This is a genomic window from Lysinibacillus sp. FSL M8-0337, from assembly GCF_038593855.1.
GTDB lineage: Bacteria > Bacillota > Bacilli > Bacillales_A > Planococcaceae > Lysinibacillus > Lysinibacillus sphaericus_D.
The window spans coordinates 3,531,677-3,554,916 of sequence record NZ_CP151996.1; the positions used below are offsets into that span (position 1 = coordinate 3,531,677).

23 protein-coding genes are annotated in these 23,240 nt (G+C 38.6%); 12 read left to right on the top strand and 11 right to left on the bottom strand.

The genetic code is table 11. The features are described from left to right. Window positions 1–21: 21 nt before the first annotated feature. Window positions 22–609, bottom strand: coding sequence for a peptidylprolyl isomerase (locus tag MKY08_RS17180; RefSeq protein WP_024364876.1), 588 nt, complete (start codon window positions 607–609; stop codon window positions 22–24). A gap of 348 nt (window positions 610–957) precedes the next feature. Between MKY08_RS17180 and MKY08_RS17185 the strand changes: the two genes are divergently transcribed. Further along, the gene (locus MKY08_RS17185) at window positions 958–2,808 is read left to right on the top strand and encodes a transglycosylase domain-containing protein (protein WP_069509762.1); all 1,851 of its coding nucleotides are present in this window, start codon (window positions 958–960) and stop codon (window positions 2,806–2,808) included. Between the two features lie 147 nt (window positions 2,809–2,955). Here MKY08_RS17185 and MKY08_RS17190 read toward each other — a convergent pair whose 3' ends face one another. After that, window positions 2,956–3,519: a DUF5366 family protein gene (locus MKY08_RS17190; RefSeq protein ID WP_069509765.1), complete on the bottom strand. Its 564-nt coding sequence runs from the start codon at window positions 3,517–3,519 to the stop codon at window positions 2,956–2,958. A gap of 154 nt (window positions 3,520–3,673) precedes the next feature. Here MKY08_RS17190 and MKY08_RS17195 point away from each other — a divergent pair, with 154 nt between their 5' ends. From MKY08_RS17195 to mnhG, 7 genes are read left to right on the top strand one after another with little or no spacing between them, the layout of a single operon-like run. After that, window positions 3,674–6,091, top strand: coding sequence for a Na+/H+ antiporter subunit A (locus tag MKY08_RS17195; protein ID WP_081327879.1), 2,418 nt, complete (start codon window positions 3,674–3,676; stop codon window positions 6,089–6,091). Beyond that, entirely contained in the window at window positions 6,078–6,500 is a 423-nt protein-coding gene (locus tag MKY08_RS17200; protein WP_024364872.1) for a Na(+)/H(+) antiporter subunit B, read from the top strand. The genes MKY08_RS17195 and MKY08_RS17200 overlap by 14 nt, the downstream gene beginning before the upstream one ends. Continuing rightward, complete coding sequence (locus tag MKY08_RS17205; RefSeq protein ID WP_069509767.1) at window positions 6,500–6,841, top strand: Na(+)/H(+) antiporter subunit C; 342 nt, start codon at window positions 6,500–6,502, stop codon at window positions 6,839–6,841. Before MKY08_RS17200 ends, MKY08_RS17205 begins: the two co-directional genes overlap by 1 nt. Continuing rightward, on the top strand, window positions 6,834–8,321 hold the full coding sequence (locus MKY08_RS17210) for a Na+/H+ antiporter subunit D (protein ID WP_069509770.1): 1,488 nt from the start codon (window positions 6,834–6,836) through the stop codon (window positions 8,319–8,321). Before MKY08_RS17205 ends, MKY08_RS17210 begins: the two co-directional genes overlap by 8 nt. Before the next feature lie 4 nt (window positions 8,322–8,325). Continuing rightward, complete coding sequence (locus MKY08_RS17215) at window positions 8,326–8,805, top strand: Na+/H+ antiporter subunit E (protein WP_069509773.1); 480 nt, start codon at window positions 8,326–8,328, stop codon at window positions 8,803–8,805. After that, window positions 8,802–9,083 carry a Na(+)/H(+) antiporter subunit F1 gene (locus MKY08_RS17220; RefSeq protein WP_024364868.1) on the top strand — a complete coding sequence of 94 codons (282 nt, stop codon included), beginning with the start codon at window positions 8,802–8,804 and terminating at the stop codon, window positions 9,081–9,083. The genes MKY08_RS17215 and MKY08_RS17220 overlap by 4 nt, the downstream gene beginning before the upstream one ends. Then, the gene (gene mnhG, locus MKY08_RS17225; protein ID WP_024364867.1) at window positions 9,067–9,435 is read left to right on the top strand and encodes a monovalent cation/H(+) antiporter subunit G; all 369 of its coding nucleotides are present in this window, start codon (window positions 9,067–9,069) and stop codon (window positions 9,433–9,435) included. The genes MKY08_RS17220 and mnhG overlap by 17 nt, the downstream gene beginning before the upstream one ends. A 414-nt stretch (window positions 9,436–9,849) precedes the next feature. Here mnhG and cysC read toward each other — a convergent pair whose 3' ends face one another. From cysC to MKY08_RS17245, 4 genes are read right to left on the bottom strand one after another with little or no spacing between them, the layout of a single operon-like run. Further along, complete coding sequence (gene cysC / locus MKY08_RS17230; RefSeq protein WP_069509776.1) at window positions 9,850–10,443, bottom strand: adenylyl-sulfate kinase; 594 nt, start codon at window positions 10,441–10,443, stop codon at window positions 9,850–9,852. Further along, window positions 10,440–11,579, bottom strand: coding sequence for a sulfate adenylyltransferase (gene sat, locus MKY08_RS17235; RefSeq protein WP_069509778.1), 1,140 nt, complete (start codon window positions 11,577–11,579; stop codon window positions 10,440–10,442). The genes cysC and sat overlap by 4 nt, the downstream gene beginning before the upstream one ends. A 42-nt stretch (window positions 11,580–11,621) precedes the next feature. Then, entirely contained in the window at window positions 11,622–12,686 is a 1,065-nt protein-coding gene (locus MKY08_RS17240) for an inorganic phosphate transporter (RefSeq protein ID WP_069509782.1), read from the bottom strand. A gap of 13 nt (window positions 12,687–12,699) precedes the next feature. Next, window positions 12,700–13,401 carry a phosphoadenylyl-sulfate reductase gene (locus tag MKY08_RS17245; protein ID WP_069509786.1) on the bottom strand — a complete coding sequence of 234 codons (702 nt, stop codon included), beginning with the start codon at window positions 13,399–13,401 and terminating at the stop codon, window positions 12,700–12,702. A gap of 514 nt (window positions 13,402–13,915) precedes the next feature. On the opposite strand from MKY08_RS17245, the gene MKY08_RS17250 reads away from it, so the two are divergent. The 4 genes from MKY08_RS17250 to MKY08_RS17265 are packed head-to-tail and all read left to right on the top strand — an operon-like array spanning window position 13,916 to window position 17,784. Further along, window positions 13,916–14,968: a sulfate ABC transporter substrate-binding protein gene (locus MKY08_RS17250; RefSeq protein ID WP_069509789.1), complete on the top strand. Its 1,053-nt coding sequence runs from the start codon at window positions 13,916–13,918 to the stop codon at window positions 14,966–14,968. A gap of 11 nt (window positions 14,969–14,979) precedes the next feature. Then, window positions 14,980–15,813, top strand: a complete 834-nt coding sequence (gene cysT, locus MKY08_RS17255) for a sulfate ABC transporter permease subunit CysT (RefSeq protein ID WP_069509792.1) — start codon at window positions 14,980–14,982, stop codon at window positions 15,811–15,813. 9 nt (window positions 15,814–15,822) lie between these two features. After that, entirely contained in the window at window positions 15,823–16,698 is an 876-nt protein-coding gene (gene cysW / locus MKY08_RS17260; RefSeq protein WP_081327880.1) for a sulfate ABC transporter permease subunit CysW, read from the top strand. Window positions 16,699–16,713: 15 nt separating this feature from the next. Then, window positions 16,714–17,784: a sulfate/molybdate ABC transporter ATP-binding protein gene (locus MKY08_RS17265; RefSeq protein WP_069509795.1), complete on the top strand. Its 1,071-nt coding sequence runs from the start codon at window positions 16,714–16,716 to the stop codon at window positions 17,782–17,784. A gap of 151 nt (window positions 17,785–17,935) precedes the next feature. Here the strand turns inward: MKY08_RS17265 and cysI are convergent, their stop codons facing one another. From cysI to cobA, 5 genes are read right to left on the bottom strand one after another with little or no spacing between them, the layout of a single operon-like run. Next, window positions 17,936–19,657, bottom strand: coding sequence for an assimilatory sulfite reductase (NADPH) hemoprotein subunit (cysI, locus tag MKY08_RS17270; RefSeq protein WP_069509798.1), 1,722 nt, complete (start codon window positions 19,655–19,657; stop codon window positions 17,936–17,938). Between the two features lie 16 nt (window positions 19,658–19,673). Continuing rightward, entirely contained in the window at window positions 19,674–21,458 is a 1,785-nt protein-coding gene (locus MKY08_RS17275; RefSeq protein WP_069509802.1) for an assimilatory sulfite reductase (NADPH) flavoprotein subunit, read from the bottom strand. 28 nt (window positions 21,459–21,486) lie between these two features. Next, a complete protein-coding gene (locus tag MKY08_RS17280; protein ID WP_080653410.1) occupies window positions 21,487–21,636 on the bottom strand; it encodes a YezD family protein in 150 nt (49 codons plus the stop codon). Then, window positions 21,636–22,385 carry a sirohydrochlorin chelatase gene (locus tag MKY08_RS17285; RefSeq protein ID WP_069509805.1) on the bottom strand — a complete coding sequence of 250 codons (750 nt, stop codon included), beginning with the start codon at window positions 22,383–22,385 and terminating at the stop codon, window positions 21,636–21,638. Before MKY08_RS17285 ends, MKY08_RS17280 begins: the two co-directional genes overlap by 1 nt. A 12-nt stretch (window positions 22,386–22,397) precedes the next feature. Next, the gene (gene cobA, locus MKY08_RS17290; protein WP_069509809.1) at window positions 22,398–23,174 is read right to left on the bottom strand and encodes a uroporphyrinogen-III C-methyltransferase; all 777 of its coding nucleotides are present in this window, start codon (window positions 23,172–23,174) and stop codon (window positions 22,398–22,400) included. Between the last annotated feature and the right edge of the window lie 66 nt (window positions 23,175–23,240).

A 23,240-nucleotide genomic window follows, 5' to 3' on the forward strand; every position in this document is an offset into this window, starting at 1 on the left:
TTCTACACGTCCTTACAATAATTATTCAAAAACTGTAATTGACTCGATTTTCACATCTTCAACAGGTTTATCACGGAAGTCTTTTTCTACTTCAGCAATTTTATCAACGATATCCATACCTTCTACAACATGACCAAATACAGAATGTTTATGGTCTAACCATGGTGTTCCACCATTTTGTGCATATGCCTCAATAATTTCTTCTGGGAAACCAGCACCTTGTAATTGGCGAAGCATATCACTTGGAAGGTGCTTCATTTGTACGATAAAGAATTGAGAACCGTTTGTGTTTGGACCAGCATTTGCCATTGATAATGCACCACGTAGGTTAAATAATTCATCAGAAAACTCATCTTCAAATGAGTTACCCCAAATTGACTCTCCACCCATACCTGTACCAGTAGGGTCACCGCCTTGAATCATAAAATCTTGAATAACACGGTGGAAAATAATACCATCATAATAACCTGATTTTGCATGCCCTAAGAAGTTTTCAACTGTTTTTGGTGCTTGTTTTGGGAACAATTTAATTTTTAATGCACCTAACGTTGTTTTCATTTCTACTAGTACTTCGCCTTCTTGTACTTCAGTTGTTAATTGTGGAAACATTGGAGTCTCTCCTTTAAATGTAAATTTCAGTTTCAACGAAAATGATTATACCTCATCATTTCTGACCTCATATTAGTCTAACATACTTCCTAGCTGTTTTCTCCACCAAAGTATTGACGAATTTTGCAATTTTACAATCGTTTAGTCAATTATGATTGCGAAAATCTAGAAACTTCTGTGTAGTACCAATGGTAGTATAACCCAAAATCATGTTGGAATGACAGACGACCTCAAGGCAATTCTTATTTTGTAATTTAGTATTGTGTAAATAGGTCTGAACGAGTATTTGGAATACATCCAAAATATGCTATTCTGATGAAAGACTTATTTTCAAAGTTGGAGGCATGTATGAAAAAAGTGTTTGGTTTTATTATTGTAACGCTATGTTTACCTACCATTTGGTGGATTGGTACAAATATACGAGCAGAGCTGAATACAGCACAAGCCCACGAACAACAAATTCAGGAGAAAATCGAGGTGCCTGAAGTACAGGTACAGCTTCCAGTCACACTAGTTGATCAGAACGGCCAAACCTTTAGTGAGGAATATGTCGAATGGCGACAGCCTTTAACTTTACAAGAAATCCCACAAATTGCCCAGGAAATTTTTATTGCCAGTGAGGATGCAGACTTTTATAATCATGTCGGCTTCGATCTTAGTGCTATCCTACGCGCGGTTGTCGCTAACTCAAACACCAATTCAGCTTCACAAGGAGGTAGTACCATTACCCAACAGCTTGTTCGTATGCGTTATTTATCTGATGAAAAAACATACGAAAGAAAACTGACGGAGCTATTTTATGCCTATGAACTTGAAAAGAAATATGATAAAGATGCCATTTTAACGATGTATTTAAATGAATCCTATTTTAGCAATCAAGTTTATGGAATAGGTAGTGCAGCAAGCTATTATTTTCAAAAGCCTATCCAAGAATTATCGATTGCACAGATAGCGTTTATTTCAGCTATTCCTAACAATCCTTCTCTTTATAACCCTCTAAAACATTTTGATGATACCAAGGCAAGACAAGAGCGTCTCCTTGATACACTCGCTACAAGTGGCGTTATTACAAAAGAAGATGCAATGACGTATAAAGCAGAAGCAATCACATTAAATGTTAAGAACAAGGTACAAAGTTATCCGATGTATAGTACTTACGTTCTTCAAGAGTTACGCTGGCTAGTAGCCGAGAAGGAAGGCTATACAGATCGACTGCTAAACACGCAAAGTGAAGAAGAAAAGAAAACCATTCAAGCACAACTAGACAATCGGCTTAATACTTTATATCAGAATGGTTTAACTATTTATACTGCACTGGACCCAGTTAAACAGAATCATGATGAAGAGCGTATGACTGCTATTTTAGGCAATGGTCAATTACAGGCGGCGGGTGCTGTTATTAACAATTCGTCTCGTGAAGTCGTCAGCCTTTATGCTGGAAAAAATTACGAAAAATTTGATTATCATCGAGCCTATCAAGGTCCGCGACAGCCAGGGTCAGCCTTTAAGCCACTTGCTGTCTATGCACCCTATTTTGAAACAACAACCCATACCCCAGATTCTATTGTCAATGGTGGTAGCTATTGTGTCGGTTCTTTCTGTCCACAAAATTATGGAGGATATCAATACGGTGATGTGTCAATTCATACAGCATTCCGGAATAGTTACAATACGTCCGCTCTTCGCATTTTTAACGCTGTGGGGGTGGATACAGCTTTCAGTTATCTTGATCGCTTCCATTTCCGTTCCATGGTGGCAAAGGATCATACTTATGCTGCTTCATTAGGTGGATTAACATATGGCGTCACGGCTCTTGAGCTTGCAGATGCCTATACAAGCTTTATCGATGGCTCTTATGTGCTAGCCCACAGTATTCGAAAAGTAACCGCTAATGATGGCACTGAGCTATATAGTTGGGACAAGGCACGTGACCAGATTTGGTCGCCTAAAACCGTAAAATATATGCGTGGGCTACTTGCTGAAGTTGTCTCAAATGGGACAGGGCAAGGGGTTTATAGCAATAGTAGCTATGTTGGGGCTAAAACAGGTACAACAAATGATTACCGTGATTACTGGCTAGCAGGTTTGAATGATCAATATACGGCTGCCGTGTGGCTTGGTTACGATAAACCTCAGCCAATGGAAAAACTAGAAGCGTACAAAATCCATCACAAACTCTTTAATGTTTTACTAGAGTAACTTTCTATTATCAGCGCAAATTGTTTCAGTGACTGGCACTAGCATAAAAACCCACTTCACTATCTGCGGGCATTTCGTAAGCCTTCGCAGGAGTCAAAGTGGGTTTTTACTTAGAAAAAATTCAGAATTGTTTGGGTGACTGGCACTTTATTTGGCAAATGGGAGACTTGCTAGTACGCCGTTGTACAATTTTAAAATGACATAAACTAATAACGAGAATAGTAATGTCCACATGAACAGCTCAAATATGAGTAATCCAATTGTTCCGCCCATAGACATATAAAGGCTCATTTTATAAATACGATAAATGAAATATATAAAAACCGTTAATACAAAAATACCTGCCAATACATAGATAGATTGAATTGCAAAGGCAGAACACATTGCACCAATAAATAAAATGACATAGCCTCCACGTGCTTGGCTCACCGCAGCCCCTTCATTGTCCTTCGAAAAAAACAACATTCCTAGTTCATGAATTGTTTCTCCAACTAATTTAAGTGCTGAAAACGCCATAAAAAAAATAAGAGCAAATACAACGAGTAACAATACACGTAATTCAAAATCCGATAAAAATTCACGCATTCCTGAATAAACACCGATTGCTTGAAACAACTGTAATGCTTCACCTACGGCATACATGCCGAACGTTAAACTAAATAATAAAATTGTAATTAATGGTAAATAACCATATATGTAAGGGTTCCTCATAAAAAATTTTTTTCCTCATTTTTTTTTGATAACTTCCTATTTATAATATAGCTAAAATTCTCCTTGTATCCAAGCTAAATCCTACTAGTCGATATGCATTCCCTACAAAAGTACGTTATAATTATTACACTTACCTGCATAAAGGAGGATTTTTTTGTTACAAGTACTCTATATTTTCATCCCGATGCTTGCTGCAATTTTTGTGCCTTTTATATATAAAAGCATTAAAAATATTCACACAGGCTGGTTTGTTCTTGCAGTACCTGCTACACTCGCTGTGATTTATGCTACTTATATAGCGAGAGTTGCTCAAGGCGAAGTATTTTACGATGGGATTCCTTGGATACCATCACTTGATATTTCTGTTGTATCTTATTTAGACGGACTTAGTTTATTATTTTCATTACTAATTACTGGAATTGGCTCACTTGTTGTGCTTTACTCCATTTTCTACTTAGATAAACATAAAGAAAAACTACATAATTTTTATGTTTACTTATTACTATTTATGTCCGCAATGCTCGGTGTTGTACAATCAGACCATTTAATTACTTTGTACTTTTTCTGGGAATTAACATCTATTTCATCTTTCCTATTGATTGGTTATTGGTACACACGCGATGCTTCTCGCTTCGGTGCACTAAAATCGATGATGATTACCGTTTTTGGCGGATTAATGATGTTAGGAGGATTTATCCTTCTTTATTTAATGGGTGGAACATATTCAATCCGTGAACTTATTGCTATGGCGCCAAACTTAGTGCAACATCCGTTATTCATTTGGGCCCTTATATTATTGCTGTTAGGGGCGTTTACGAAATCTGCACAATTCCCATTTTATATTTGGTTACCTGATGCAATGGAGGCACCGACACCTGTCAGCGCATATCTTCACTCTGCAACAATGGTAAAAGCAGGTATTTACTTAGTTGCTCGCTTCACACCTATTTTTGCAGCTTCTGAACTTTGGATTTGGCTTGTTACAGGGGTTGGTCTGCTAACGCTCTTCTGGGGTTCGTTCTTTGCAGTAAAGCAAACCGATTTAAAAGGTATTCTTGCTTTTTCTACTGTCAGTCAGCTTGGGCTAATTATGTCATTATTAGGGGCTGGTGCAGTTGCATTTCATGTAAATGGAGCAGCTGATTCGGTGTTTAAATATGCAGCTTTTGCAGCCATTTTCCACTTGATTAACCATGCAACATTTAAAGGTAGCTTATTTATGATTGCAGGGATTATCGATCATGAAACAGGTACACGTGATATACGTAGACTTGGAGGATTAATGAGCATTATGCCTCTTAGTTTTACGGTTGCGGCTATCGGTAGTTTTTCAATGGCCGGTTTACCACCATTTAACGGCTTCCTAAGTAAGGAAATGTTTTTAACGGCGATGTTATCACTTCAGAATTTCGAATTTTTCGGCTTTGATACATGGGGTGTGCTGTTCCCAATTGTCGCTTGGATTGCGAGTATATTTACGTTTATTTATAGCTTTTATTTTGTATGTAGAACATTTACAGGAAAATATAAACCAGAACTTTACGCTCATAAACCACACGAAGCTCCGATAGGCATGCTTATATCGCCGATGATTTTAGCATCATTAGTCGTGATTATTTTCTTCATTCCGAATCTTATTGGTGATACGTTTGTGAAGCCGGCTGTACAAGCTATTCAGCCGTTTTTATACAATGCACCTGAAGATATCAACATTCACGTGTCCGCTTGGCATGGCGAAATCACACCAGAATTAGTTATGACAGTTGGCATTGTTATTATAGGCGTCTTATTATTTGTTGCCTTACCTAAATGGAAAGGCATCTACAACCTATTCCCGCGTGCTCTAACGTTCAATAATGCCTATGACAAAATGATGCTTGCTTTAGATGTAGGGTTAAATCGTGTATCACGTCTTTATATGACGGGGTCTATGCGTCACTATCTACTGTATATGTTTAGTGGCATTACCGCGATTTCAATTGGAACCTTATTTGTAAAAGATGCCTTTTCATTATCTTTTGAAGGTGCAGCACCAATTCGCTCATACGAACTAATTTTAATTGTCGTGTTAATGATTGGAACAGCAATCACAATTTTTGCAAAATCACGACTGACAGCAATTATTGGACTAGGCTCTGTCGGTTATACTGTTGCATTATTCTTTGTTATTTTTAATGCACCTGATTTAGCGTTAACTCAACTAGTTATTGAAACCATTTCGGTTGCGTTATTTTTATTGGCGTTTTATCATCTTCCGAAGCTTGGCAAGCGCGAAGAACGCATGCGCTTTCAATTAAATCGGGCGATTATTTCAATCGCAGTTGGTGTGATGGTGACACTTATCGCATTATCTGCACATTCGCAAAAACTTGTGCCGACCATCTCAAAATATTATGAAGAAACCGTCTATTCTAAAGCGGGTGGCGGTAATATTGTCAATGTGATTTTAGTAGACTATCGTGGCTTTGATACATTATTTGAAATTACAGTATTAGGTATTGCAGGTATGGCAATTTTAGCAATGATTAAGCTGCGTATGAATAGAAAGGAGAAACCACATGAAAACAAATGATGTGATTATACAATTTACAGCTAAAATTGTATTCTTCATTATTTTCTTCTTCTCCATTCATATCTTCCTAGCTGGACATTATACACCAGGTGGCGGCTTTGTCGGGGGGCTTTTAACATCCAGTGCCATTGTCCTGTTAGTCCTTGCCTTTGATTTAAATACAGTGCGAAATGTTTTACCGATAAACTACACGTATTTAACGGCTACAGGCTTATTATTGGCATTTGCGACAGCCGCATTCCCGATGTTTTTAGGAAAACCATTTTTTACACATTTCTTTGATTATTTCGAATTGCCGCTTCTAGGTAAGCAATCTTTGCACACAGCAATGCTTTTTGACAGCGGTGTTTACTTGGTTGTTGTTGGCGTTACGATGACCATTATTCAAACGATTGGAGAGGATGAATAATGGAAATAATTATGGCGTTTGTCATTGGCTTTCTGTTTATGGCAGCGGTTTATTTAATATTATCGAAGAGCTTATTACGCATTATTATTGGTACTGGACTTTTAAGTCATGGTGCACATTTACTTATTTTAACAATGGGTGGATTAACAAGTGAGGCACCTCCTGTTTTAAAAGAAGGAGCCAAAACGTTTGCTGATCCTTTACCGCAGGCATTGATTTTAACGGCGATTGTTATTAGCTTCGGGGTAACGGCTTTCTTCCTAGTACTCGCATATCGCTCCTATCAAGAGCTTGAGACAGATGATATTAGCTTAATGAGAGGAAGTGATGAGGATGAATAACTTCCTTTTACTGCCGATTATCATTCCGTTCTTCTTCGGTATGATTTTAATGTTTGGGCAAAAAAATTTAAAATACCAGCGTTCGTTTGCTTTACTAGGCATCCTACTTGCTTTTGTTTCAGCCGTTTCGCTGTTACTAAAAGTTAAAAATGATGGCATTCAGAAAGTCACTTTTGGCAATTGGCCAGTACCATACGGTATTACAATGGTTTCTGATATGATGTCAGCACTGTTAGTAACTACATCGCTACTCATTGCATTCTTTGTTGTATGGTACGGGTTTGGCTCTATTACAAAAGAGCGTGAACGCTTTTTCTATTACCCTGGTATGATGTTTATTTTAACTGGTGTAAATGGTGCCTTTACGACAGGAGATATTTTCAACTTATTTGTATTCTTTGAAGTACTCTTAATGGCGTCATATTTACTAATTGTGCTAGGTGGAGAAAAAGGACAACTGAAAGGCTCCATTAAATATATTTTAATTAATGTTATTTCTTCTGCTTTGTTTGTTATTACGGTAGCCTACCTTTACTCGGTTGTGGGTACACTAAATATGGCAGACATCGCAGTAAAGATTAGCGACATTAATCAGCCAGGTATTATAACCGTAATTGCTGTTATGTTTTTAATGGTTTTCGGACTAAAAGCGGCCATATTCCCGCTTTACTTCTGGCTTCCAACCTCTTATGCTGCTGCGCCTATTCCCGTGTTAACACTTTTCGGTGCACTGCTAACAAAGGTTGGCGTTTATGCGATTACGCGCACATACACATTATTTTTTGTCCACGATTTATCGTATACACATGATTTACTAATGGTGCTAGCCATTGGAACAATTATTGCTGGCTGTATCGGCGCACTAGCCTATTTCGATGTCAAGCTCATTATTATTTACAACATCGTGATTGCAGTAGGTGTCATTTTGTTTGGTGTTTCCCAAATGAATGAAATGGCGCTAAAGGGCGCAATGTTCTATTTGATTCATGACATGCTTATAAAAGCAGCACTCTTTATGTTAATTGGTATTGTCATCTACATTACCGGTACATCAGATTTACGTAAAATGGGCGGTCTTATGAAAACATATCCTGCTCTTGGATGGTTCTATTTAATTGCTGCCTTTGGTTTAGCAGGGATTCCCCCGCTTAGTGGTTTCGTTGGAAAGCTATTAATTGTGCAAGGGGGCTTTGAGGCTGGCAGTATGTGGAGCAGTATCTTTATTTTAGCCTCCTCTTTACTTGTATTACTGTCGGTTATCCGTATTTTCCTATATGCCTTTTGGGGAGAGGAAAAGGCAACTAAAGGAACTGTCGATAAAAAAGTCTATACTACACTTTTTGCGCCGACTGTCCTATTAGTGCTTATTACTGTTGCCTATGGTGTTGGTTCGGAATGGATAACACCATTTATGAATGATGCTGCAAAACTATTAAATGACCCATCTATTTATATAGATGCTGTAATGAAGGGGGATTAGAGCTATGGCATTTCAAATTATTTTAAATTTTGCTCTTGCCTTCGTTTGGATGTTCCTTTCATCTAATTACACAGCAACAGGCTTTATAGTAGGCTTCATCCTTGGTATTGTATTGCTCGTCATTATGAGAAGATTTTTCTTTACACGTCTCTATGTATTTCGAGTATGGGCAATTATTAAACTCACTGTTCTCTTTTTCAAGGAATTACTATTAGCCAATATTCAAGTATTGAAAGTTGTATTAAAGCCCAAACTGGACATGCAACCTGCCTTCTTTGCTTACCCAACTGTATTGAAAGAAGACTGGGAAATTACATTACTATCAAGTCTCATTACATTAACACCTGGGACTGTTGTAGTGCATGTTTCAGATGATGCTAAAACATTGTTTGTTCACGCTATTGATATTAGTGATGTAGATGATGCCATTGCATCCATTCGCGACTCTTTTGAAAAAGCTATTTTGGAGGTGAGTAAATCATGATGACGTTTATTATTGCAGCGATCGTAGTGATTTGCTTATCAATGATTGCAGTGATTTACCGTATGGTGAAAGGACCCTCTGCATCAGATCGTGTCGTAGCACTTGATTCCTTAGGTGTATCACTTATTTCTTTAATCGCATTATTTTCAGTTTTAGTGGAAACAAGCTTCTTCCTAGAAATTGTTTTATTATTAGCGATTTTATCATTCATCGGTACTGTTGCTTTCTCTAAATTTATAGAGAAAGGAGATATCATTAAACGTGACAATTCTCGCTAATACGTTAGTTATTTTATTTATTTCGATTGGTGTACTATTTATCGTTGTAACAGCTATTGGGCTGATTCGATTACCTGATTTGTACACACGGGCACATGCCGCATCTAAAAGTGCCACACTTGGTGTAATGTGTGTGTTGGTAGGTGTATTCTTTTATTTTTGGCTGATTGAGGATCATTTTAACCCACGTATTTTATTAGGTATTTTGTTTCTATTCATAACTGGACCTGTCGGAGGACATATTATGACTCGTTCCTCCTACATAGCAGGTGTTAAGCCATGGAAAGGAACCGTACGTGATGAGCTAGGACCAGAAATTGAGAAAATGAAAAAAGAACAAGGTATCAAATAACCCAAGTTGAGACAAAAATGAAAAAGTGTTAGATTGACTACAATCAATCTAACACTTTTTTGCTACACCGTTATTGTCCGCTTCGGCGGTGCTTTCCGCTCAGCACAGTAAGCCGCAACCCTCGCTAACGCGCAGAATGCCCGCGTCTTACGCTGTGTGCGTTCTGAGCAGGAGTCACCGCCTCCGCTACCAACAACTAGTGAACCCTTCTAATTTTTTCTTTATTGCAAAAGCAAGAATAGCTAAGTTCTCCATATAGCAAAAATTTATGAACACCTTTCCTCTGTTCCTTAAATTTTTTTAGTTATGTCCCGTCACTTTTTTGCTATATCTTTGTCTGTTACGGTGGCGGTTTCTCTTGCCCAATCATTGCTCTAAGGCAATCATTGAAATTGTTTGAATGCCTGGCACCCTTTATATATAGCCTTTATCTGTTAAAAATGTTGTTAACTGCTCTACACATTCCTCAATAGAATAGAGTTCGGTATCCAAAATAAATTCGGGATGTTCAGGTTCTTCATAGGGCGCACTAATACCTGTAAAATTAGCAATTTCCGCATTGCGCGCTTTTTTATATAGACCTTTTGGATCGCGCTGTTCACATGTTTCTACGGAGCATCTTACATACACTTCTAAAAATTCTCCCTCTTCCACTAGCTGTCGAACGACTTGACGATCTTGTCGATAAGGTGAAATAAAGGCCGTAAGCACAATTTGACCACTCTCCACAAAAAGCTTAGAAACTTCCCCGATACGTCTTATATTTTCCTTACGGCTTCCTTCGTCAAAGCCCAAATCATTATTTAATCCATGTCTTACATTATCACCATCTAATACGAACGCCTGATTACCTCGCTCAAATAATGTACGTGCAAAGGCGTTTGCTACGGAAGATTTTCCTGATGCCGATAATCCTGTAAACCATAAAATAAAGCTATGATGGTTGTTTTGCGTGCGACGCTCTGTTTTCGTAATAGAAGCTTCATGCCATACGATATTGAAACTCATTTTAATACCTCCTTACGCATGCCTTTTATTAGTACATCGACAACCTCTTGACGGCTAAAGGTACTTGGAGGCACTTCTCCATTACGGAGCATTTCCCGGACTTTCGTTCCTGATAATATTACATGTGATGCACTATCATGCGGGCAAGTTTTTGTAGTTGCCATGCCTTCACATCGAGTGCAATAGAAACTATGTTCAAACTTTAAAGGCACAATGCCAAGTTCATCTTCGGTAAATTGTTCAAAGATTTTTTGCGCATCATATGTGCCATAATAGTCTCCTACACCTGCATGGTCACGTCCTACAATAAAATGGGTACAGCCGTAATTTTTCCGCACTAGTGCATGGAAAATGGCTTCCTTAGGCCCTGCATAGCGCATAGCCGCTGGGAACACACCTAACTGCACACGACTTTGAGGATAGTAATTTTCCAAAAGCACTTCATAACTTTCCATACGTATAGCGGCTGATACATCATCCGACTTCGTTTCACCGACTAATGGATTTAAAAATAAGCCATCAATTGTTTCTAATGCCGCCTTTTGAATATATTCATGCGCACGGTGAACAGGATTACGCGTTTGGAAGCCAACAATTGTTTGCCATCCTTTGTCTTTAAACAACTGTCTTGTTTCTGTTGGATCAAATGAATACGTAGGGAATGGTTGCTCTAGACGCTTAATTAACGTAATTTGACCACCAACATATATCGCCTGCCGTTCATGTAACTTTTTCACACCAGGATGGGCTAAGTCTTGTGTACCGTAAATAAGTAGTGCCTCTTTTTGCTTGTCTGGTTCATATATATCCGCGATATGAATAACACCATAGACATCGTTACCATATATTAATTTTGCTTCATCCCCTGGTTGTAAAGTTGCTGCTACTGCCTGATCAACAGGAAGTGTAATAGGGATACTCCACACAACGCCAGAGGCCAACCTTGTATGTTCAACAACAGATTCATAATCTTCTTTAGTTAAGAAACCGTCGATTGGGCTATACCCTCCAATTGCGATTAATTCTAAATCGCTTAACGCAATGGTATCTAAAACAATCTCCTTCTTAATATGTACTACTGATTTTTGTGGATTATAAGCTTGCACTAAAGTGCCGCCATGTGGTTGTAAACTCATTCAATATTCCCCCTAATTTTATTTGAATACTATGTTTTATATTTAAATGCCTTCACCAGCATCGTATATGGATTGTTCTTCTTCACGCATTGTTCGCATTAAACTAATAGCACCAAGCGTTCCGATTATAACGCTCCCCATAATGACGATGGCATATAAATCTTTCTCCATAAATAACTGAATCAGACTATAAGAAATCGCTAATGAAAAAATAGGTGATACAATCCAAATACACATAATTTTCTTTACAATATGTTTATGAAAAATTTGTTTACCGCTTTTCGCCATTCCGATACCAATAATAGAAGAGGAAGTTACTTGCGTTAATGGCACAGGTAATCCCAACAAGGAACTAATACCAACAAGCAAGGCACCTGTAGTTGAAATAAGAATGCCTTCAGCTTTTTCAAAACGCACTATCTTTTTGCCATTTGTTTCGAGTACACGTCTTCCTAGCAACAACGCCCCTAGTGCAACAAAAGCACCGCCTAGCCAAATACCCTTTGTCACCGTAATCATACCAGCACCAACAAGTGGGCCTACTGCATTGGCAACATTATTCATACCTGCAGAAAAAGCTTCAAAAAATCCCGCAAATACGAGTAGCACTGTTAAAATAGGGTGATTTGTCAAAAAACTCTTCCCTTGAAATTTATACAGTACTTTGCCAACTATAAAGGCAATAACAAACGCAATAACGGGAACGATTACCCAAAAAGACATAATCACGAGCAATGATTTGACATATAGCACACGGTAGGCAATTCCTACACCTACAACAGCTCCTACGGTCACTTCACTCGTCGATAAGGGGATGCCTAACAAATTGGCAAGAAACAACGCACTTGTCGCAGAAATTAATATAATGATGACGATTTTCACAGTAATATACTGTTGTGGCATAATACCTGAACTGATAGTCTTGACAACTTCACCGCCACCCAATATAGCGCCTGCCAAAACCCCTATCGCACAAATTAACAATGCGTGCCTTGCTTTTTTTATAGCTCCTGCCCCATAGGCAACACCCATTGACGCTGCTGCACCACTTGCCCCAATATTCATTGCAAAAAATAAACTTATGGCTAATGCAATATATTCTAGCATGATTTAAACGCCCCTATTCATGTAACCCACATTCAGTTTTACCCGTTCCTTGCCATCTACCTGCACGTAAATCATCCAACGTAAATGCAGGTTGTGTGCAGTGTTCACAGCCAATACTCGGATAGCCTTGATCGTGTAATGGATTGTACGTTAGGTTATGCTTGGAAACATAACGCCATATATCTTTCCATGACCAATGAATAAGTGGACAAATTTTAATGGATTTGAATTTTTCATCCCGATTGATAAAATTTGTCTGTTGCCGAGTTGGCGATTGTTCTCTGCGCAGCCCTGAAATCCAAGCTTTTGCTCCTGATAACGCCTCATGTAATGGCTTTATTTTTCGGATGTCACAGCACTGATTAGGATTGGACTTCCATAATTCATCGCCATATTGTGTCTTTTGCTCTTCAAGTGTCAGCTTAGGCTTTTGCAGTATAATCGTTAGCTGCGGATAGTTTGCTTTTACTCGTTCAATCGTGTCATACGTTTCTTTGAAATGGACATCTGTGTCTAAAAAAACAATCGTAGCATTTGGCTTTACTTTTGAAATCAAATCAATTAACACAATTCCCTCAATACCAAAGCTACACGCATATACAATCTCATCTCCATATTGTGCATAGCTCCAGCGTAACACCTCAAGTGCACCTTTATAGGATTCATCCACTTCAAAATTAGTCGTTGGCTCCTGCCAAGTTGCATACGTTAACATAAAATCCCCCTTTCGGATATAGAAAAAGGCGTTTTAACAACAGATACAATAATGCATTGTATCTTCGTTAAAACGCCTCTAGTTTGACTAGCCAGCATTTATGATGATTGTAAACTAGTAATCTTGTACCTCATTCAACAATCACTTTTCTTATTACCCAATATATACTAAATTACACCTAGTAGTCAACTAGGTTTTGTAAAAATATAAACATATTTAAAGAATGTCGTTTTACACCTTTTAGAACTGTCACTTTCGTTATATACAAATAATTTTATTCATAAAAAGAGTCTTTTGCTACTCGTTACCACACTTAGGGAAAAACCTATCTAAAAATTTCAAATATTTTATAATTCCTTGTTGACTAATAGGAAATATATGTTTAATGTGGTACTAAGCTAAAAAAACAAAACATGCTGATCAGATTATCTGAAGGCCATCTCCTTAACATGTGTTAATACATGTTGAAAGAGATGGTCCTTTTGCATTTTGTAAGAAAAAGGAGCGATTTTCAATGAGAAAAAGAAAGACTATTTTTCAAACAATTGTACTCTTATCGGGGTTAACAATTATGTTAACAGGATGTAATAGCACGTCCAAAGATAACGATACAACTTCGGAAGACACACAAAAAACAGTTGAATTACTAAATGTATCTTATGATCCAACACGTGAGCTTTACGATGAATTTAATCAAGACTTTATCGCAAAGTGGAAAAGCGAAACAGGGCAAGATGTAAAAATTCATCAATCACATGGTGGCTCGGGTAAACAAGGGCGTGCGGTTATTGATGGTCAAGAAGCCGATGTTGTCACATTAGCACTTGCTTACGATATTGATGAAATTGCCCAAGCTCGTAATCTACTAAACAAAGACTGGCAAACAGAATTTGAAAATAATTCTACACCTTATACTTCTACCATTGTTTTTTTAGTAAGAAAAGGGAATCCAAAAGCGATTCAAGATTGGGATGATTTAGTAAAAGACGATGTCTCAGTCATAACGCCAAACCCAAAAACTTCAGGTGGTGCCCGTTGGAATTACTTAGCCGCATGGGGCTATGCAGCGAAATTGTATAACAATGACGAGAAGCAAATAAAAGATTTTATGAAGGCTTTGTATAGCAATGTAGAGGTACTGGATTCTGGGGCTCGCGGCGCAACGACTACCTTTGTTGAAAGAAAAATTGGTGATGTGTTAATTGCCTGGGAAAATGAAGCTTATTTATCACTTAATGAATTAGGGAAAGATGCATTCGAAATCATTACACCTTCTTTAAGTATTTTAGCAGAGCCTCCTGTAGCAATCGTTGACAAAATTGTAGATAAAAAAGGGACGCGTAAAGTGGCAGAAGCATACCTACAACATTTATATAGTGATATTGGCCAAGAGATTGCCGCAAAAAACTACTATCGACCACGCAATGAAGATATATTAGCAAAATACCAAGCACAATTCCCTAAGCTTGAACTTATTTCCATTGAAGACTTTGGGGGTTGGACAGAAGCTCAGACAACACATTTTAAAGATGGTGGTACATTTGATGAAATTTACGTTCCAAAATAAGGAGGCATATGATGACTAGCCTAACATTTAAAAAGAAGCCGGCTCGTGTTATTCCCGGCTTCCACCTTTCACTTGGTTATACGATGCTCTACGTAAGCTTGCTTGTGCTCTTACCTTTAGCCATGATTTTCATTCATACCATGTCGTTAAGCTGGGCAGAGTTTATGGCAATTGTCACCGACCCTCGAGCAATTGCCTCCTACAAGCTAAGCTTTGGCACTGCACTTACTGCTGGTTTAGTAAACGTTGTGTTTGGCACCATTATCGCTTGGGTACTCGTACGCTACCACTTCCCGTTTAAACGTATTATTGACGGTCTTGTAGATTTACCATTTGCTTTACCTACGGCAGTAGCAGGTATTGCTTTAACATCGCTATATACCCCGAATGGCTGGATTGGCCAGTTTTTCGATTTTAAAATCGCCTTTACACCACTCGGTATTATAATTGCTCTAACATTTATTGGTCTTCCATTTGTTGTGCGTACTGTGCAACCTGTTTTACAAAATATTAGTGTGGAAGTTGAAGAAGCCTCAGCAAGTTTAGGGGCAACACGTCTGCAAACTGTATGTAAGATTATTTTTCCTGAACTTGCACCAGCCATTTTGACTGGCTTTTCATTAGCCTTTGCACGTGCATTAGGAGAATACGGTTCAGTTGTCTTTATCGCTGGTAACATGCCGATGAAAACAGAAATTACACCGTTAATCATTATGACAAAGCTTGAACAATATGACTACGCGGGTGCCACGTCTATTGCTGCTGTTATGCTGATTACATCCTTTGTCTTATTATTTACGATGAATCTTATTCAATGGCTAGCAAATCGCCGCTTTATACATTAGGAGGTATTTATGGATCAGTCTACGATTATTGAACCTTTGGCTCCACAAACACGGATTGTAGCAGCAAAGCCCGCTGCCTTACAGGAGCCTCGCTTCTTTCGTTATGCATTAACATTTATTGCACTTGCATTTTTAGCATTTTTTATCGTACTCCCTCTCGTATCGATTTTTATTACAGCCTTTCAAAAAGGGGCAGACGTATACTTTGCAGCAATCACACATCCAGATGCTTTAGCTGCTATTCAGTTGACCTTAACAGTAGTAGCAATTGCCGTTCCTTTAAATGCCATTTTCGGCATTATGGCTGCTTGGGCATTAACGAAATTCAATTACAAAGGAAAAAATTTATTATTGACCGTAATTGACTTACCTTTTGCTGTATCGCCCGTGATTGCAGGTTTAGTGTTTATCTTGCTATTTGGTGCACAAGGGCTATTTGGAGATTGGCTATTTGCTAATGACATTAAAATTGTTTTTGCCTTACCTGGCATTGTGCTTGCGACTATATTTGTAACATTACCTTTTGTTGCACGTGAGCTTGTTCCGTTAATGCAAGCACAAGGAAATGCTGAGGAAGAGGCTTCCATTTCTCTCGGAGCAAATGGCTTTAAAACCTTTTGGTATGTAACATTACCCAATATTAAATGGGGGTTAATTTACGGTTTAATTTTATGTAATGCACGTGCCATTGGCGAGTTTGGTGCAGTTTCTGTTGTCTCAGGTCATATTCGAGGTATGACGAATACAATGCCACTTCATATCGAAATTTTATACAATGAATACCAATTTTCAGCAGCTTTTGCTGTTGCTTCATTGATGAGTGTGTTAGCGATTATTACGCTTGTTATAAAAGATATTGTTGCATGGAAATCGAAATCAATTTAAAGGAGGTATTCTTGCGTGAGCATTCAAATTCAAAATGTTTCTAAGAAATTTGGTTCTTTTCAAGCTTTACAAGATGTATCCATCGATATTCAATCTGGTGAATTGGTTGCGCTACTTGGCCCTTCTGGTTCTGGTAAAACGTCTTTACTGCGCGTGATTGCAGGGCTTGAAGCATCGGATGTTGGCGAAATCTTATTTGACGGCCAAACAATTACCAATCATCACCCGAAGGAACGAAACGTAGGCTTTGTCTTTCAGCACTATGCGCTCTTTCGCCATATGACGGTCTTCGATAATGTTGCCTATGGATTGAAAGTACGACCACGAAAAACAAGACCATCCAAAGCAGAAATCACCGATAAAGTAATGACCCTACTGCGACTTGTTAAACTAGAAAATTTTTCTGATCGCTATCCAACACAGTTATCTGGTGGCCAACGTCAACGGGTTGCACTTGCGCGTGCACTTGCTGTGGAACCTAAAGTCCTTTTACTAGATGAACCATTTGGAGCACTTGATGCAAAAGTGCGTAAGGAATTACGGCGTTGGTTGCGGAAGTTACATGATGATTTTCATATTACAAGTATTTTTGTTACGCATGACCAAGAAGAAGCACTCGATGTCGCAGATCGTATCGTTGTGATGAACAACGGCAAAATTGAGCAAATTGGAAGTCCAGATGAAGTGTACACCCATCCTAAAAGTCCATTTGTTTATGATTTCTTAGGTAATGTTAACCTCTTTAAAGGGCGTTTACATAACGGTAAGTTGACACATGGAGAATTTGCCATTGATGTGCCAGATACGCATACCCATACACAAGAAGATGCAGTAGGCTATGTGCGACCACACGATATACAAATTGAAAAAACAGCGGTAGCAGGCACTGTCCCCGCTTATATAAGCCATATTCATTTGCTTGGACCGATTGTTCAAATTGAACTCCGTCGTTATGACATGGATGAATTTTTAGAGGCAGAACTGACAAAAGAACAATTTTTAAGTCTTCATCTTAAAGTAGGCGACAATGTATTTGTGCGACCAAAGCAATTAAAAGTATTTATCCCAGAAGATTATTCTATTTAAAGCTGGGACAAAAAAGAAAAGTGTTAGATTGACTGCCTTCAATCTAACACTTTTCGCTATGCTGTTGATGTCCGTTTTGCTGGAAGCGTTCTTACCTCTATTGAGTGCCTGGCACTAGTAGAATTCAGAATTGTTTGAGTGCCTGACACCCTCATTCCTTATGGAATTCTCGACCATCAAAGACGGCTGTTACATAACCTGCACGAATGACAAAATCCCCGAAATGCTCGCCCTCTACACGGTCCTTTGCATAGTGCAGCATAATTGGACGTAGTTCGGCTAAAATTTCTTCTTCCCCAATATTTTCGCGATAAATTTTATTTAAACGATTGCCTGTAAAGCTTGCGCCAAGATACATGTTATATTTTCCTGGACCTTTGCCGATAAAGCCGATTTCACCCATTGCAGCACGTGAGCACCCATTTGGGCAACCCGACATACGAATAACGATTTCCGTATCATGTAAACCCGCTTCATCAATAATCGTATCAATTTTCGTAATAAGTGAAGGCAAATAACGTTCCGCCTCTGCCATTGCTAAACCGCAAGTAGGCAACGACACACAAGCAATGGAATTACGGCGCAACGCTGAATAGTGGGCACCGTCTGTTAACTTATACTGCTCAATAAGCGCAGCAATGATTTCCTTCTGCTGTTGCGATACATTGCCAATCATTAAATTTTGATTTGGTGTTAACCGGAAGTCACCCGTATGCACTTTGGCAATTTCTCGTAAACCTGTTAACAGCTCATAATCCTCAAAATCTTTAATGCGCCCATTTTGAATAAATAACGTATAATGCCATTTACCATTTGCACCTTTAATCCAACCAAATTCATCGCCCGTTCGCTCAAATGTAAATGGACGCTCCGCTTGTATTTCCCACCCTAGCCGACGATGTAATTCTGTTTTAAACCAGTCGAGTCCACGTGCATCAATTGTATATTTAAAACGGGCATTTTTACGAATTGAACGATTGCCATAATCACGCTGTATCGTAATAATTTTCTCTGCCGTCTCAAGTAATTTATCTGGCGTAATAAAGCCAATCATACGCGCAAGCTGTGGATACGTTTCATGATCACCATGTGTCATCCCCATACCTCCACCAACGACTACGTTAAAACCTACAAGCTGCTCATCTTCAACAATTGCAATAAAGCCAATATCTTGTGAATAAACATCGACATCATTACTCGGTGGAATCGCAATACCAATTTTAAATTTACGAGGCAAATATTGTGCACCGTAAATTGGCTCGATTTCTTCTTCTTGGCTATCCACTACTTTTTCGCCATCTAGCCATAACTCGTGATAGGCACGTGTTCTAGGCAATAAATGCTCACTTAACTTTGCTGACCAATTGTAAATTTCCTCATGTAATGCTGATTGATTGGGATTGACATTACACATTACATTGCGGTTAACATCCCCACATGCAGCAAGAGAATCTAACAGTACTTCATTTATTTCTTGCATATATTTTTTGACATTCCATTTTAAAATCCCGTGCACTTGGAATGCCTGACGCGTTGTTAATTTTAATGAACCATTGCCATATTTTCTTGCCATCTCATCCATAACAAGCCACTGTGCAGGTGTTGCCGCACCACCAGGTGTACGTACGCGCACCATAAACTGATACGCTGGCTCTAATTTTTGACGTTGCCGTTCATTTCTTAAATCTCGATCATCCTGTAAGTAACTCCCATGAAATTTCATTAAGCGATTATCATCTTCAGGAATACCTGAACTTAAAGGTTCGTTCATTGTTCTTTCTAGTGTCCCACGCAAGTAATTACTATCGCTTTTAATACGCTCGACATCACTTGGTGTTCCAGGTTGTGGGGGTAAAATAATTTTTCCAGTCATTTATCTCGCTCCTTTACTAATAAACGTCACGTTGGTAGCGCTTTTGTTGTTTCAAATCATTGATATATGCTTTCGCTTCTTCAGGCGTTTTGTGCCCTTGCTGCTCAATAATGCGACAGATTGTTTGATCAACATCCGCAGCCATCGATTTTTCATCACCACAAACGTAAATAACAGCCCCTTGCTCAAGCCATTTATAAAATACTTGTGCCTTTTCGAGAATTTTATGTTGGACGTATACTTTTTTATCTGTATCACGTGAGAAAGCAACATCCATTTGAGCCAATGTGCCTGAAGCAAGCCAGCGCTGCCAATCTGTTTGATAAAGGAAATCGGTGACAAAATGTTGATCGCCAAAAATCAGCCAAGAATTTCCTGTTATTCCTACCTCTTCTCGCTGCTCTAAAAAAGCACGATACGGCGCAACACCTGTGCCCGCCCCAATCATAATAATTGGTGTATCTGCTTGTTCTGGCAATCTAAAGTTTGGATTTTTATGGACATAAATCGGTACTGTATCGCCCACTTGAATTCGCTCTGCAATACTGCCCGAACACACGCCTAAACGCTTTCGACCAGCCGTTTCATAACTCACTTTACCAATTGTTAAATGGACTTCATCACTATTGGCCAATTGGCTACTAGCAATGGAATACAATCTCGCTGGAATTTTACGAAGAAGGGCTACAAACTGTTGTGCATCCCAAGTAAAAGGAGCAAAATCTTCAACGACATCAAGTAAATCTCTTCCTCTTGCATAATCCTTCCATGCTGTAGCACTTTCACATAGCTCTGCAAATGCTTTATGCACCGTAAAAGCACTTATTTTTTGTAAAAGAGGCTTCGATAACACTGTAATTTCTAATTTTTTTTGAAGCGCCTCTTTTAATTGCATGGATTCCTCAAACACCGTTACTTCTGTTTGGGGATGAAACTGTAAGGCTGTGATTAATGCATCTACTAAAGATTCATCATTTTCTGGCAAAATACCAATGCTATCTCCAGGCTCAAAATGTAAATTTGCACCTTCAATGGACAACTCAATATGACGTGTTTCCTTATTCGAGCCACGACCATTTAAATTGATATTTTCCAATACTTCGGCATAATACGGATTTTTGCGGGAATATGTAGCCTCTTCTTCTAATAATGGCGTTGCTTTTGAGACAATCGCTGTATCGCTTTGCTGTAATAATGCCTGTTGAACAGCTGTAAACCATTTGGCTGCTGGCTCATCGTAATCAACATCACAGTCTGTACGTGAAACGATGCGTTTCGCACCTAACTTTTCAAATTGTGCGTCAAAATCCTGCCCAGTTTTACAGAAAAATTCATATGAGCTATCTCCTAATGCCAAAACGGAAAAGTGCAGATGTTCTAATTTAGGTGCACGTTTACTGTGCAAAAATTCATAGAATTGAATTGCTTGATCGGGTGGTTCCCCTTCACCATGCGTACTCACTACGAGCAAAAGATTCGTTATTTTCTTCAAATTATTTGGCTTAAACTTTGCTAAAGATGTGACAGTCACCTCAATATCATTTGCTTTTAATGCAGCTGCATATTTTTCAGCGAGTCCTTGGCTATTTCCTGTTTGTGAGCCATATAATAGCGTCACCATTTTCGTCTCAGGTACTACCGACAATACTGCTTCTTCTACAACGGTATCTACTGTTGTTAGTGGAGCACTTAAGTATCCATTCAACCATATTTTTTGTTCTCCAGTTAATTTAGGTAGAAGTTCATTTAATAGCTTCACCTGTTCCTCATTAAAAGGACTGTTAATTACTTGCAGTTTCAACTAAGCCACCTCACGTATCATTATTAAATTATCTAAGACGTATTTTTTCTTTCTTTTCAATTTGTACAACGTAAAAGTTTTGAACAGTTAATGTAATCGAGCCATGATTAACTGTATTTAAAATTTGTCGGACATTATCTAATGCTAGATTTATATTTTCTTTTCTTTTATCTACCATTACGAAAAACACCCTTCCTCCAAATAATTTCGTTTTATTAAATCGATAATACGTTCCACTAATACTTTTCTTACATTATCGTCATAGCCCAAGCTATTACATAAAATCATGTTTTTTACCTCATATCCTTGTAAACGCTTGGCAATACTTTGACGTAAAATGCCTGTAAACAATAAATACGGCACAATAAATACCTGCTCATTGTCTTGTTTTCTTTGTGCTAACCATTCCTCCAAATTAGGACCCGCTCCGTATAAAAAGCACGTATCGACCTTTCCATAACCATATTTATCGCGTAATCTTAATGCAATTTTTGTTAAATCCTCTCTTACTGCTTGATCACTACTGCCACGTCCAATCAGTAATACACTTGCATTGTTAGAATGGAGTTGTGTTTCTAAAATTCGTTTTTGAAGTGTATCAATTAATAGTTCATGTACGCCGAGTGGTTCACCATATGTAAAATGCACTGTTGGATATCGCTTTTGTGCTTTTTCAATTTCCTTTGGAATATCATGCTTGGCATGCTGCGCGGCTAACAACAAAATTGGCATAATCGCAATGGCTGTTGCTCCTTGGCGGAAGCAGTTTTCTATACCTTGTGCAATCGTCGGCTCGGCTAGTTCCAAAAAACAAATTTCTTGTATTGGTAATGCAATGTCCTGTTGCACGCGTTGTAGAAATGCAACTGCTTGCTCTACACCAGCTTTCACACGACTGCCATGTGCTACATATAAAATCGCTTGCATCAAAACACTTCCTTATACTGACATCTCTTTGAAAGGCATTTGTGGACAAACTTCCTCAAACCATTGGATTTTTTCCCTTAATGTCACCACCTTACCAATTACAATCATGCTCGGATTTTGAATTTTTTCTTGTTGTACGACATCCACAATAGTTGCTAATGTACCTAGCACCGTTTTTTGTTGTGCACATGTTCCCCAATGAATAAGTGCGACAGGCGTTTGCGCATCACGTCCATATCGCAGTAACTGCTGTTGAATATAAGGTAAATTGCCAACACCCATATAAATCGCAAGTGTATCAATCCCTTTAGCAAGGCTTTCCCATTGAATACCATCATCTTTTCCTTCTCGCATATGCCCTGTGACCATTGCAAAGCTTGAACTCAAATCCCGATGTGTAACAGGAATACCCGCATAGGCAGGTGCAGCTATACCAGATGTAATACCAGGTATGACCTCAAATGGTATATGATGTTGTGCCAGTACTTCAGCTTCCTCCGCCCCTCTACCGAAAACGAATGGGTCACCTCCTTTTAACCTTGTGACGATAAAACCTTGTTGAGCATAGCTTACAAGCGAATGATTAATATGCTCTTGAATCATGGCATGCCGATTTGGTAATTTACCGCAAAATATTAACTTGGCACCTTTTTTCGCATAGGCTAATAAATCCTTATTGACCAGTCTGTCATATAAAATGACATCCGCTTGTTCAATGCAGCGCAATCCACGCACTGTAATCAAATCAACATCTCCAGGACCCGCTCCTACTATGAACACTTTCCCCATGTCGTTGCACTCCTTTCCATCGATAAAAAAAGAGACTCATACTATCCATAGACACAGTCCTGCCTT

Bases quoted from the DNA above. Each gene is read 5' to 3' on its own strand.
- MKY08_RS17240 (WP_069509782.1), bottom strand. From the start codon at position 12,686: ATGCTAGAATATATTGCATTAGCCATAAGTTTATTTTTTGCAATGAAT.
- cysC (WP_069509776.1), bottom strand. From the start codon at position 10,443: ATGAGTTTCAATATCGTATGGCATGAAGCTTCTATTACGAAAACAGAG.
- MKY08_RS17245 (WP_069509786.1), bottom strand. From the start codon at position 13,401: ATGTTAACGTATGCAACTTGGCAGGAGCCAACGACTAATTTTGAAGTG.
- MKY08_RS17200 (WP_024364872.1), top strand. From the start codon at position 6,078: ATGAAAACAAATGATGTGATTATACAATTTACAGCTAAAATTGTATTC.
- MKY08_RS17285 (WP_069509805.1), bottom strand. From the start codon at position 22,385: ATGCAAGCGATTTTATATGTAGCACATGGCAGTCGTGTGAAAGCTGGT.
- MKY08_RS17210 (WP_069509770.1), top strand. From the start codon at position 6,834: ATGAATAACTTCCTTTTACTGCCGATTATCATTCCGTTCTTCTTCGGT.
- MKY08_RS17205 (WP_069509767.1), top strand. From the start codon at position 6,500: ATGGAAATAATTATGGCGTTTGTCATTGGCTTTCTGTTTATGGCAGCG.
- sat (WP_069509778.1), bottom strand. From the start codon at position 11,579: ATGAGTTTACAACCACATGGCGGCACTTTAGTGCAAGCTTATAATCCA.
- MKY08_RS17180 (WP_024364876.1), bottom strand. From the start codon at position 609: ATGTTTCCACAATTAACAACTGAAGTACAAGAAGGCGAAGTACTAGTA.
- cysW (WP_081327880.1), top strand. From the start codon at position 15,823: ATGGATCAGTCTACGATTATTGAACCTTTGGCTCCACAAACACGGATT.
- MKY08_RS17220 (WP_024364868.1), top strand. From the start codon at position 8,802: ATGATGACGTTTATTATTGCAGCGATCGTAGTGATTTGCTTATCAATG.
- MKY08_RS17215 (WP_069509773.1), top strand. From the start codon at position 8,326: ATGGCATTTCAAATTATTTTAAATTTTGCTCTTGCCTTCGTTTGGATG.
- MKY08_RS17190 (WP_069509765.1), bottom strand. From the start codon at position 3,519: ATGAGGAACCCTTACATATATGGTTATTTACCATTAATTACAATTTTA.
- cysT (WP_069509792.1), top strand. From the start codon at position 14,980: ATGACTAGCCTAACATTTAAAAAGAAGCCGGCTCGTGTTATTCCCGGC.
- MKY08_RS17185 (WP_069509762.1), top strand. From the start codon at position 958: ATGAAAAAAGTGTTTGGTTTTATTATTGTAACGCTATGTTTACCTACC.
- MKY08_RS17280 (WP_080653410.1), bottom strand. From the start codon at position 21,636: ATGGTAGATAAAAGAAAAGAAAATATAAATCTAGCATTAGATAATGTC.
- cobA (WP_069509809.1), bottom strand. From the start codon at position 23,174: ATGGGGAAAGTGTTCATAGTAGGAGCGGGTCCTGGAGATGTTGATTTG.
- cysI (WP_069509798.1), bottom strand. From the start codon at position 19,657: ATGACTGGAAAAATTATTTTACCCCCACAACCTGGAACACCAAGTGAT.
- MKY08_RS17250 (WP_069509789.1), top strand. From the start codon at position 13,916: ATGAGAAAAAGAAAGACTATTTTTCAAACAATTGTACTCTTATCGGGG.